Annotated in this window: 12 protein-coding genes and 1 rRNA gene; 4 read left to right on the top strand and 9 right to left on the bottom strand. The window is 42.5% G+C overall.

Features of this window, described 5'->3' with window-relative positions; genetic code table 11:
• From JZ787_RS07915 to rlmJ, 4 genes are all read right to left on the bottom strand, one after another.
• Nucleotides 1-120: ribosomal RNA gene (locus JZ787_RS07915) — 16S ribosomal RNA — on the bottom strand; the annotation flags it as partial.
• Nucleotides 121-557: 437 nt separating this feature from the next.
• The gene (locus tag JZ787_RS07910; RefSeq protein WP_346312064.1) at nucleotides 558-1,631 is read right to left on the bottom strand and encodes a DUF6670 family protein; all 1,074 of its coding nucleotides are present in this window, start codon (nucleotides 1,629-1,631) and stop codon (nucleotides 558-560) included.
• A 27-nt stretch (nucleotides 1,632-1,658) separates the two neighbouring features.
• Nucleotides 1,659-2,489 (bottom strand): CDP-diacylglycerol--serine O-phosphatidyltransferase, encoded by an 831-nt coding sequence (gene pssA / locus JZ787_RS07905; protein WP_234964866.1) that lies wholly within the window; start codon nucleotides 2,487-2,489, stop codon nucleotides 1,659-1,661.
• A gap of 43 nt (nucleotides 2,490-2,532) precedes the next feature.
• Nucleotides 2,533-3,390, bottom strand: coding sequence for a 23S rRNA (adenine(2030)-N(6))-methyltransferase RlmJ (gene rlmJ, locus JZ787_RS07900; RefSeq protein WP_004691214.1), 858 nt, complete (start codon nucleotides 3,388-3,390; stop codon nucleotides 2,533-2,535).
• A 115-nt stretch (nucleotides 3,391-3,505) separates the two neighbouring features.
• On the opposite strand from rlmJ, the gene JZ787_RS07895 reads away from it, so the two are divergent.
• Together JZ787_RS07895 and JZ787_RS07890 are read left to right on the top strand one after the other, a co-directional pair.
• On the top strand, nucleotides 3,506-4,108 hold the full coding sequence (locus tag JZ787_RS07895; RefSeq protein WP_346312063.1) for a 2OG-Fe(II) oxygenase: 603 nt from the start codon (nucleotides 3,506-3,508) through the stop codon (nucleotides 4,106-4,108).
• Nucleotides 4,109-4,180: 72 nt separating this feature from the next.
• Nucleotides 4,181-4,708 carry a hypothetical protein gene (locus tag JZ787_RS07890; RefSeq protein ID WP_004691217.1) on the top strand — a complete coding sequence of 176 codons (528 nt, stop codon included), beginning with the start codon at nucleotides 4,181-4,183 and terminating at the stop codon, nucleotides 4,706-4,708.
• Nucleotides 4,709-4,793: 85 nt separating this feature from the next.
• Here JZ787_RS07890 and JZ787_RS07885 read toward each other — a convergent pair whose 3' ends face one another.
• The 5 genes from JZ787_RS07885 to JZ787_RS07865 form a co-directional block, all read right to left on the bottom strand.
• A complete protein-coding gene (locus JZ787_RS07885; RefSeq protein ID WP_004691219.1) occupies nucleotides 4,794-5,051 on the bottom strand; it encodes a DUF2789 family protein in 258 nt (85 codons plus the stop codon).
• A 105-nt stretch (nucleotides 5,052-5,156) separates the two neighbouring features.
• A complete protein-coding gene (locus JZ787_RS07880; RefSeq protein ID WP_004691222.1) occupies nucleotides 5,157-5,417 on the bottom strand; it encodes a DUF2789 family protein in 261 nt (86 codons plus the stop codon).
• Between the two features lie 174 nt (nucleotides 5,418-5,591).
• Nucleotides 5,592-6,578, bottom strand: coding sequence for a malate dehydrogenase (locus JZ787_RS07875; RefSeq protein WP_004691225.1), 987 nt, complete (start codon nucleotides 6,576-6,578; stop codon nucleotides 5,592-5,594).
• Nucleotides 6,579-6,747: 169 nt separating this feature from the next.
• Nucleotides 6,748-7,401 carry a ribonuclease I gene (locus JZ787_RS07870; RefSeq protein WP_228290428.1) on the bottom strand — a complete coding sequence of 218 codons (654 nt, stop codon included), beginning with the start codon at nucleotides 7,399-7,401 and terminating at the stop codon, nucleotides 6,748-6,750.
• Between the two features lie 27 nt (nucleotides 7,402-7,428).
• Nucleotides 7,429-9,396 (bottom strand): transglycosylase SLT domain-containing protein, encoded by a 1,968-nt coding sequence (locus JZ787_RS07865; RefSeq protein ID WP_346312062.1) that lies wholly within the window; start codon nucleotides 9,394-9,396, stop codon nucleotides 7,429-7,431.
• A gap of 308 nt (nucleotides 9,397-9,704) precedes the next feature.
• Here JZ787_RS07865 and miaB point away from each other — a divergent pair, with 308 nt between their 5' ends.
• A complete protein-coding gene (gene miaB / locus JZ787_RS07860; protein WP_346312061.1) occupies nucleotides 9,705-11,162 on the top strand; it encodes a tRNA (N6-isopentenyl adenosine(37)-C2)-methylthiotransferase MiaB in 1,458 nt (485 codons plus the stop codon).
• A gap of 38 nt (nucleotides 11,163-11,200) precedes the next feature.
• Entirely contained in the window at nucleotides 11,201-12,277 is a 1,077-nt protein-coding gene (locus tag JZ787_RS07855; RefSeq protein WP_346312060.1) for a PhoH family protein, read from the top strand.
• Nucleotides 12,278-12,291: the final 14 nt, after the last annotated feature.

Genomic DNA, 12,291 nt, shown 5'->3' with positions numbered 1-12,291 from the left:
TAAGCATTACTCACCCGTCCGCCGCTAGGTCGTATAGCAAGCTATACTTCCCCGCTCGACTTGCATGTGTTAAGCCTGCCGCCAGCGTTCAATCTGAGCCATGATCAAACTCTTCAGTTAAAAATCATTAGTAGCTTATGGCTACAAATCTTGGCTCATCAATTTTCTGACAAATATTTCTCAAATAAACTTCGAGTAATTCTTACCATCAATCAATGAAATATTTTCGATCGATCAATCAGTAAAAATCCACACAAGTTGTTCTTCATAATCTCTTAATGATCTTCTTGCTGATTCGTCATCAGCAAGCTAGGTCGGCTATACTACTCTCTTTCAAGAAGAAGTCAACTGGTTTTGTTAATTATTTTTAAACTTATTCAAGACTTCCAGATTCTACCACTTGGGCTAAATCCTTGTTTCTCAACAAGTTTTAATCAACATCACCGCCGATGGATGTGCATTCTACAGTATTTCCAAACCAACACAACCCCCTTTACTCAATTATTTATAAAAAAACTCCCACTTGTTTATTTATTCAGCAAAATGATGCTTTTTTCTTATTTTTTGAGTGAAAAGGGAACAATTTCTCCAATTTCATTTCGATTTTTTTCTTGCGATTTTTTTTCTTGCCACTTTAATGCACGACAATCCACATATTCACAATAACCACTTTCGCCCTGTTCCTCATAATTATCCAGTTTGAGTTGATATTTAAAGCTACCTACATAACCCGCAGCTAAACCAAATTTAAAATCACCACGACTTTGAGCATAAATATGAATGTTATGTCCATGCTCATCTTGATAATGCCATTCAAACTCTCGCGGCAAATACATTTTTTGCCCATTGGGGGTTTTCACAGCAGGATAAACACGATGAACTTGAAAGCGCACCATCCGATCAAACATAAGGGTTTGTTGTTTTTGCAAATCACGTATGTAGATACGTGACTGCACAATTCGATTAAACGAATCTCGAATTTGTTCTAACAATAACTGACGCTGATCCAGCAGATTAATGACTTGATATGTGAAAAACGCTAAGGGTAAATAACTAAAGTCGATACTGCGCGCGTATTCAAAAGCCCCTAACTGGTCAATGTCATAGCACTGTTCTTTATATTTAACTTCTCCCTGACATCGACACAATACAGACCAATGTTCGGCAAGACCAAAACGCAATTTGGTGAAATGTGAAATCAGCGGCGTTGTTGTAATTTCAATTTCAAAACTCAATTCTGTGTCTTTTCTTTGAATTTGAAATTTTGGGAACGTTCCCATGAGTTGTTCTTTGTTGGCAAATTTAAATGTTTTTTCTTGAAATAAACATTCCGCAGAAATTGAATAACGGTTCAGCTGTCCTGCCATATGTGGACTACTGCTGGCCAATACGGTAGCCGTATCTAAGGGTGTAGTTCTGATTGCACTGTTATTGCGAAACATGGGCGTATTGGGCTGACCAATCATGCTCAAAAAATTTAAATAATGTAATGGTGCTGGAAGATTAGGAATGGTTAAAGCTTGATGAATAATTTTATATTTTTTATTGGGTGGGTGATAAGCAGGAAGTGACCGTGAAGGAGCCTGATTAAGTTGTTTAGACTGATCGAGAAAATCTTGAAACAACCACATATCATACTCCTTCTACATATCATTAACTCATAATGGGCTGTGCTGACGTCGTGCTAAAAACGTAGTAACAAAGCCAGATAATGCATAAATCAAGGAAATGACTAAAATACCGACAGGAATATTGTAAGTCATTGCAGCAAAAATAAAGACTGCGATAGGAAGGACAAAAAAAGGTACTCTCTTACGATCTACCGTTTTAAATGAATAATATTTAATATTCGAAATCATGAGGAGTCCGACAGACACAATCACTGCTGCGCTGATGGCTTGAATACCCCGCTCACGAATATCAAAAATTTCTGGGAAATCGAGTCCGACCCAAACCAATGAAATAATAATAATGGCAGCAAGTGGACTAGCTACACCAATAAAGTAACGCTTATCCACCACACCAATTTGTACATTAAAACGAGCTAGACGGAACGCAGCACAGGCAGTGTAGACAAAACAACACGCCAAACCTATGCGACCGAGCGAATCCAAACTCCAGCTATACATCAAAATAGCGGGTGCAACACCGAACGCCAATAGATCAGATAAAGAATCATACTGTTCACCAAAAGCACTCTGCGCACCAATGGCTCGTGCAACGCGACCGTCCAAGCCATCCAACAACGCTGCCAAGAAAATGGCATAAATCGCTTGCTGGAAGTTGCCATTCATACTGGCAATAATGGAATAAAAGCCTGACAACAACGCTGCCGTTGTAATCAGGTTCGGCCACAAATAAATACCTCGACGTTTTACTTTTTGACCTTCCTGTGTGTGCTCTTCTTCTTCCACCTCGAAAGTAATCCCATCAAAAGTAGGCGTACTGCGGGGTGAAGATTCGCTTTCAGGTTTGTTTATATTTGTCATTCTCTGTCGATCCTAATGTAGCCTTTTCTCTTATAGTCTATCTTTATTCGCCAACTAACCAACGAACAGCAGCATGACCACCATTTTCACTCATACGCAAATGCGGGAATAACCATTGTAGCGCTTCATCTGCATCTTCAGAAAACTTCCAAGGTGGGTTAATCACCAACAGACCACAACCATTTAAGCCCACTGGGGTATCATCTGGCCAAACACATACTTCACAGATCAACTGACGGCGAATACCGGTTTTAATCATTTTCTTTTCAAAACGGTCAATCATGGCGCGGTCTTTGATTGGATACCAAATTGCAAACACACCCGTTGGCCATTTTTTATATGCAGTCGCTATGAGATCAACCAACTGAGGGAAATCTTTACGCTCCACTTCGTAAGGTGGATCAATCATCACCAAACCGCGTTTTTCTTTGGGTGGAATAACGCCAAATAACCCTTCATACGCATCGCGCTCATGTAAGCCCGCGCGTTTGTCACGAACGTTGTAATACAACTGTTGGAATACATCACGCTGCATTTCAAAAATGGTGGCTTTGTCGATTTCGCGCATGCCTTCCAATGCAAACCACGGCGAACCTGGATAAGCACCTTTACCTGAACCTTCACGCATTTTTTCAACAATTTTTAAATACTGCTGAACACCCTCAGGTGCATTACGCTTAATCGAGTCATCAAGTTTTACTAAACGGTGAATACCATTTAAAAACTCACCCGACTTTTGTGCTTCTGAAGTCGATAAATCATATTTACCAGCACCGCCATGCGTATCAATATAACGATACGGTTTATCTTTTTGATTGAGGCGAGTCAAAATCTGAAGCAAAAGGACATGCTTCATGACATCTGCAAAGTTACCTGCATGGAAGTGGTGACGGTAATTCATGTTTCTATCATTCCTAAAATCAATGAGTATTTTAGCATGAAAAATAGTTTCGTTCAGATTGCTTTCATACACTAGAATAACTGTGGCTTTTCTTTGTCTTTTTTAGGTTAATGTAATGGAAGCAGTTCTTCTCCCAAAGTCTTGGAATGTTGATCAAATCCTGGATGATTTAGATCAACATGGTTTTGCCATCATTGATGACGCCTACTCTAATGACTATATACATCAACTCATTGCAGAATGTACTTCGAACTTAAACCGCTTTCGTGAAGCCGCTATTCAAAACGGTGTCCTCAGCAAGATCCGTAGTGATCACATTTTATGGCTCAATCCCGAGCTCGTTATTTCCAATCATCATGTTCAAGCCCTTTATAGTTTGGGTCAGGAACTAAATCGTGCCTTTTATCTTGGTATTCGAGACGTCGAAGCACATTTTGCTTGCTATAACGCTGGCGAGTTTTATGCCCTACACCGTGATAATCCTCAAGGCAAAAATGGCCGCATGATTTCTACGGTTTATTATTTACACGAAGACTGGCAAGACGATTGGGGCGGTGAACTTCATCTGCAAGATAAAAATGACATTTGGCATGTGCTACAACCCAAACCGAATCGTATTGCGCTGTTTCAAAGTGACTTACTGCATGAGGTCTTAGAAGCTAAACATCAGCGTTTATCGATTACTGGATGGTTACGGAGTGACAGTACAATCCTGTGATTCAAGCAAAAAGACTTTAAATTGTAAGAAGTATCCTCATATACTGAACATCAATTGATGAGGATGTAACCGATGCGTGCCAGCAGTCAACAAATTATTCAGCGTATTGGTGAAACAGATCAACTCTACCTACAAGGCAATAGCCCTGAATTAGCCCTTGAGCGCGCTGATTTGCGCTTACAGTTAGTCACACTGAGCCAACTGCGCCAAGAGCAAGTCCACTTTTTACAAGAAGCGGTGGTATTACTTGAGCAAGGCCGAATTGAGTTTGAGGAAATGCCTCTGTCTTTGTACCTCAATTTGTCTTTGCACCTTGCAAAGGCTTATATGCTGTACTTTGAAATCACCAAAGAAGATCGCTTTGCGTTGATTACACAGCAAATTTTAAAACCGCTGACCAGCTATGGTCAGGGCGATATTTACCTGTTTTTGGCCTATGCTTCGGTCAGTCGAAAAGAGTCGGCATTGGCGCGACACTGGCTTGGTAAATATGCGAAAAGCACCGAGTTTGATTTCGTTTTACTGCGTGAACATGCCGCTTTTGTTGACCTTCATCAAGAAGATTGGTTTATCAAGCTGATGCAAAGTAAATTGCACTAAAATCTACAAATAAAAAAACGCCTGAAATCAGGCGTTTTTTTATGGATCAATTCCAGTATTCAAATGGCGGCGACATAAAATTAATTTAGGCAGTTTGAAGTTTATAAGCATCGAGGTGTAGCTGTTGATTGAGCTCATCAACCATAATCGCCCAATCATCATCTTGAACCAAATGACTGATTAATAGCGCACGTTGTGCGGAATTCCAAAACGGTGCGTCGTGTAAAGATTGATGAGCAGGAAGTTGATGCGTACGAATATATAACTCGATGGCAGCCGCACTATTGGCGAGTCCCAGTTGCGAAAATAAAAGCTCTAAGGATGGTTTATGTTGACTGAGCATCTCGGCCTCCTTATCAATACTATTGTCAATTATTATTGAATTAACTTATATGTATTTTCTAAAAAAACCTAGTCATAAAACTAGGTTTGTTGTTTCAATTTGTGATTATAAATGACACGAACCTGAAAGCGTATGTTCTGTATGTAATTGTTCATTTAACAAGTCGACCACCATTGCCCATTCATCATCTTTTTTCCAATTACTGATAATGAAATCATGCTGTGCTTTTGACCAAAAGGGTGCTTTATGCAATGGAACGTCTGAAGTAAGTTGGTGTGTTTCAATAAACTGATCGATTGCTTCCGCACTCGCATCAAGCCCCAATTGTTCAAATAAAAGTTCTAAAGTCGGTTGTTGGTCAAACATCATTGTTCTCCTCAAGCCCTGATCATGCCCTTTTAGAATAAACCTTTGGGCACCTATGCTCAGTTGTATCTACATCACAGCATGTTATTTTTTGTTCAATAAACACCCCATATAAAAAAGCACCCCCAAATGGAGTGCTTTTTCAAAACAGATCTTGAACCGATCGGTTTTTAATTATTTAAGCATGTCAGCAATTGCTGCGCGCTCTTCTTCAAGTTCTTGAAGAGTTTTGTCCATACGCTCACGGCTGAACGCATCGATTTCTAGGCCTTCAACACGTGTGTATTCGCCATTTTCGCAAGTTACAGGAACACCGTACATTACGCCTTCAGGAATACCATAAGAACCGTCAGAAGGAATACCCATCGTTACCCATTCGCCATTTGTGCCAAGAGCCCAATCGCGCATATGGTCGATCGCAGCGTTCGCAGCTGAAGCAGCTGAAGACAAACCACGCGCTTCGATAATCGCAGCACCACGTTTACCAACAGTTGGAAGGAATACATTCGCGTTCCAGTCAGCATCGTTGATTTTATCTTTTAAGCTTTCGCCGTTTACAGTTGCAAAACGGTAGTCAGCATACATCGTTGGAGAGTGGTTACCCCAAACAGTCATGTTTTTGATGTCTGCTACAGCAACACCCGCTTTTTGAGCAATTTGAGTCAACGCACGGTTGTGGTCAAGACGTAACATTGCTGTGAAGTTTTTCGCTGGAAGATCTGGAGCAGATTTCATTGCGATGTAAGCATTTGTATTTGCAGGGTTACCTACAACAAGTACTTTAACGTCACGGCTAGCAACTTCGTTTAGTGCTTGACCTTGACCGATGAAGATTTCACCGTTCACTTTCAATAAGTCAGCACGTTCCATACCAGGACCACGTGGACGTGAACCAACCAATAACGCGTAGTCAGCATCTTTAAATGCAACTTTTGGATCATCAGTACCGATCATGCCAGCCAATAATGGGAAAGCACAGTCGTCTAATTCCATCATTACGCCTTTAAGCGCAGCTTGAGCTTTCTCAAAAGGAACTTCTAACAATTGCAGAATAACTGGTTGGTCTTTACCTAACATTTCGCCACTAGCGATACGGAATAATAGGCTATAACCGATTTGACCAGCAGCGCCAGTAACGGCAACGCGAACAGGTTGCTTCATGTACTTATCTCCATTTGAGGAACGTTATATGATTAAATAGCTGTTCTATCTAATCTTAATAATCATAAACGGCAAAGATTGTACTCCAATACTTTGGCAGATGCATGTAAAAGAGAATGAATTCCAACAAAAGTATGATAGGAAATATAAATTAATTTAAGGAAAGAGATTAGTAAGAACCCTTGATCGCAAAAGAATTTGGGCAGTTTTCTTGTATATTCTCTGCACAACCTTTGTACTGACCATTGGGTTTATAACAGACCTTGACTTCGGTCAAAATATTGGTTTGACGGTGAGTACGGCAGCTAAAACGTAACCCGCTTGCAGGCAGCCCGGGGTTCAAACGCTGAAACTGCCCTCGTAAGGTATTAAGTTGCGCAGTTTTATTTTCAGATGAAGTCAAATCTGCGGGAATTTTTAAACGTTCCGCATAATTAATCACGTTACGAAAATATTGACTGGCACTCATCGGCACACACCCCCCAATCTCTGCCCACAACTGGCGACGCGCATGTTCATCGGGCATGACTCTAGCCACCACTTTGGCCTGAAGTGGTGACAGCACTGCTGAGGAGTTGGTTTGGCACTCTCGTGTCGTAGTTTCAGGATACAAACCTGTGATATTGAGCGAATAGCCTTCCAAACATTTCCTTTTCTTTGAGCCTTGGTTATCGAACAAACACACGGCGGGTGTCATTTGAACTTCCATCACATAACCAAATACGGTCGGTGTTGCATGGGCTGATGTCGCAAAAAATCCCATAGCAATACCGCTGCTGATCAATAGCAGAAGCTTTTGCGTTAAGACTGATTGGGATGACATCAAAACCATAAAATGCCTAGGCCTTTATTATTGACTTCTAAAAGGAATATTTTGCATGCGCTGGGTGATTGACTGTGGGCCCTGTCCAAGCAGAACACCATAATGTGTCGCATTACTCATGACATGCTTGACGTAATCACGAGTTTCAGTCAGAGGAATACTTTCTGTGTATTGGTCCGCCGCAATCGGCTGATTATCAGGCTGCCAACGGCGCGCACGATTTGGCCCTGCGTTATAACCTGCTGTGGCAAGTACAGGACTGTTGCTTAATTGGCTTTGAATCATGGACAAGTAGAATGTGCCATAACGAACATTGGTATTCATATCACTCAGTGCAGCAGGATTATAGGTTTCACCCATTTGTCTAGCGACCAGTTTTGCCGTATCCGGCATGATTTGCATCAAACCACCTGCTCCAACATGTGAGCGAGCATGGGTAACAAATCGGCTTTCTTGGCGCATTAACCCATACGCCCATGCAGGATCTATGCCTGCATTGCGACTATGGCTGACCACATAGCTTTGATGCGGCATGGCATAACGATAACTGTAGTTATGTTGCTTGACGGTTCGATCGGCTGCATAGATCGCGCGGTCATACCATCCCATTTCTGTGGCACGTTTGGCCGCAGCCAAAATTAAGCCATCATCTTGTTTTAAATAAGCTTGTCGAACGGCCCAATTCCATTCACGGTTGACATAATTGTCTGGCGCATTGACGTTGCGCAGTGCAAAAGCGCGGCTAAAGTGAATATCTTGACTCAAACGCTGCGCATCCGCATTGCTCGGTTGGGTATTGGCTGGAATCGTTTGATAACGTTGACCAATACGATCTTTTGCCAATAAGTTATGATAATCGTCACCTACTGACAATTTTTTGAAGATCTCGCGCGCCAGTGCTTTTGACTTTGCATCACCACGTTGTTCTGAAGCACGGGCTAACCAATATTGCCAGCGGTCTTCTTGTTTTTGCGTCACACTCATGCCATCAATGGCACGAATGACACTCTCCCATGCGCCGAAACGAATGGCTTGGCGTGCATAGATTTCAGCTTCTTCTTCACTCAGTGCTAAACCATAGCTCCGATCGAAGGCTTGCAACACTTCCACATTAAAATTGTTTTTCATAACGGTTGTGCCACCGATATACCCCACAGCGCGATACAACGCTTTTTGCACCGACTCAGGTGTTCCTTCTGCAGCACGCTTGACCGACGCCAGTGCAGTATTTAGATCACTGTCGGCTAAACGGCCAATGGCATAAATTAAATACGCTTGATCTGCCGCCGACGCTTTCGGTGCGGACCAGAGATAGTTCAGTGGATCGGCTTGAATGCTATTCAGCTGGGCCAAAGACAGATTCATGCCAATGGTTTGTGCGGTTGCAATCGCTTGACCTGACTGCCCTGCACGTAGCTGCGCCCATAAACGTTGTTGTTTGTCTTGTTCCGTCATCAGTGGACTAGACAACATCATGCGCCCTAGCCCCGTACAAGGCTCAGGTTGTGAATTGGTCGTGAGCCAAACATCTTTATATTCAGCAAAAACCAAAGGGTCGCCAGACTTGGCACGGACTTGTGCTATAGCACAGCTTTCTGCGCGATCTGCATTGGACACATAGGCCAATACTGGCTGCGCAGAAGTAAAGTCAGCCATTTTGACTTTTTCTTCAATGTAATCTGCTGCTAACTTCTCAGCCATAGCAGATTGCGGATAACGCTGTGCAAAATTGACAATATTCGCCGCAGGTTGCAACGCCAAATTACTGTTAAGTACCCAGTATTCAGGATAATAGCCCAGTACATCACCCTGCATACTGCTTTGATATTGTTGTAATAAACCAACATTGCCTGCATTTGCTGCACGCAAAGCATCATTAAATTGTTCATCTGCGGCATGTGTCACTGCCGATAGACCCAAGGCAGCCACACCCAACGCAAACACTTGATAATATTTATTCTGTAATCGTTTTAACATGGGTTTGCCTTCAGTCATCTTTGGATTGCCTAGTCTCGTCTCATCATTTTCATTAGTTTAATAACTCATAACAGACTCTATTGTTCTCTTATGTAACCTTATGATTAGACAATATTAATTTTCCTGCATTTTCGCTTCACAAATCAATCTTTTTAGCTTCAGATTTAAAGCTATAAGTTTATTCAGATTTCCTGCTAAAATATGCGCCTTTCGTAGATTTCACATGGTGTTTGATCACCCTTTTTGTCGCCAGCCAAGCTCTGCTTTCGCCGCCACAGATACCGATCAGACACAAAAACCTAGATTTACCCCCCTTAGGAGCCTACATGACGGTTCAAACCTTCATTCCAAATGGTGCCCAAGCTGCCTCAGAAAACACTGTTACCCAGCCACAGCACACCCCAGCCATCGATGGATCAGTTAAAAAACTGTATATCGAAACGCAAGGGTGTCAGATGAATGAGTATGACAGTCACCGTATGGCAGACTTACTTGGCGACTCGCACGGTTATGTGCTGACCCAAGATCCGAAAGAAGCTGATATTCTACTCATGAATACCTGCTCGATTCGTGAAAAAGCCCAAGAAAAAGTGTTTTCTGAATTGGGTCGCTGGCGCAAGCTGAAAGACAAAAATCCAGACCTGATCATTGGTGTCGGTGGTTGTGTGGCCTCTCAAGAAGGTGACAACATTCAAAAACGTGCCAACTATGTCGACATGATTTTCGGCCCACAGACCTTGCACCGTTTGCCACAAATGCTGGATCAGCACTTTGATCAAATCGAAAAACCCAAGAAAGAAAAAATCAAATTGGTAGATATTTCTTTCCCTGATATTGAAAAATTCGACTTTTTACCTGAACCACGTGTAGAAGGTTACAAGGCTTTTGTTTCAATTATGGAAGGTTGTTCAAAATATTGTTCATTCTGTGTGGTGCCCTACACCCGTGGTGAAGAAGTTTCTCGCCCGCTGGATGATGTTTTAGCAGAAATTGCCACCTTAGCCGAAAAAGGTGTCCGTGAGATTTCTTTGTTGGGTCAAAACGTCAATGGTTACCGCGGTGAAACGTTCGAAGGTAATATCTGTACTTTTGCAGACTTGTTACGTCTAGTTACAGAAATTCCGGGGATTGGGCGTTTACGCTACACCACTTCACATCCGCTTGAATTTAATGATGACTTGATTGAATGTTACCGTGACCTACCGCAAATGGTGTCGCATCTGCATTTGCCTGTACAAAGTGGCTCAAACGATGTATTGCAAGCCATGAAGCGTAACCACACCATTGATGTGTATATCGACAAAATTGCCAAATTACGCAAAGTCCGTCCAGATATGCATTTATCCAGTGACTTCATCATTGGCTTCCCGGGTGAAACCGATGAGCACTTTGAAGAAACCTATCAATTCATCAAAGATATGGACTTCGACCATTCCTACAGTTTTGTCTATTCAAAACGTCCGGGTACACCTGCGTCTGACCTTGAAGACACCACCTCTGAAGAGGTGAAAAAAGAACGCCTCAGTAAAGTTCAAAAATGGATCAAACGCTCGAGTATTGACAAGACCGATGCCATGCTCGGCACGATTCAACGCGTTTTGGTCGAAAAAGTTTCGGACAAAGATCCAAACTTACTGATTGGCACGGCGGATAACACTCGTTATGTGAGTTTTATTGGTGATGCAACATGGGTCGGACGTTTCGCTGAAATCGAAGTGACAGAGATTAAAACTTTGAATTTTGTTTATGGTGAACTCTTGAATCTTGAGCCTGACGTGGCGTAATGTAAGGGAATAGATTCTGACTACTTAAAGGAATTCTCTTGACTGCAGCGATTCGACGTACAGTAACTTTTCCTGGGGTTTCAATAGAACGTTTAAAGAGCATGCTCGGTGCTTATAACGGTCATTTGAAACAAATCGAACAGCGTTTAGATGTCACTATTTCCCATCGAGGTGATGCATTTTATGTCGATGGTGAAATGGATGCAGTTGAGAGAGCCGAAGGTCTGCTCCATCGCCTGCATGAAGAAGCAGAAAATACGTCACAAATCAGTGCCGATACCTTACACCTCATGATTCAAGGCAGTCAGACTGACCGTGAATTGCAAGAAGACCTCGATGGGCAAGAGCACACTGGTTTAGATGAAGTGTGGCTCCAAACCCGTAAAGGTCGTATCAATCCACGCGGTGCCAACCAAAAGCGTTATGTGCAGCGTATTCTACAAAGTGATATTTCTTTTGGTATTGGGCCTGCGGGTACAGGTAAAACCTATCTCGCAGTTGCAGCCGCAGTCGACATGCTAGAACGCAACGAAATTCAACGGATTTTATTGGTTCGTCCTGCTGTTGAAGCGGGTGAAAAACTTGGTTTCCTACCGGGTGATTTGAGCCAGAAAATCGACCCCTATTTACGTCCGCTCTACGATGCCTTGTATGAAATGCTTGGCTTTGAAAAAGTGGCCAAACTGATTGAACGTCAGGTGATTGAAGTCGCACCACTGGCTTATATGCGTGGTCGAACTTTAAACCACTCTTTCGTGATTTTAGACGAAGCACAAAACACAACGCCTGAACAAATGAAAATGTTTCTCACACGTTTAGGCTTTGGTTCGCGTGCGGTGATTACAGGCGATATCACACAGGTTGACTTACCGCGTGGTCAGCAATCCGGTCTGGCGCATGCTTTACGCATCATCGAAAAAATCAAAGAAATTCACATTACCCGCTTCCACTCTCGTGATGTAGTACGTCACCAATTAGTGCAAAAAATTGTTGAAGCTTATGAGGGATGGGATGCAGAACAACATCGCTTAACGGCTGAAGCGCGTGCTGAACGCAAAGCGCGTCAAGAGGCCTTAGTGGCTGAAAATGATGCCGCTGCCGATGCTCAGCATTAAGTTAAAGTCTGCGG

Origin of the sequence: Acinetobacter sp. BWR-L5 (assembly GCF_039655985.1) — a bacterium.
GTDB lineage: Bacteria > Pseudomonadota > Gammaproteobacteria > Pseudomonadales > Moraxellaceae > Acinetobacter > Acinetobacter johnsonii.
This window is presented reverse-complemented; position numbering and strand designations above follow the sequence as displayed.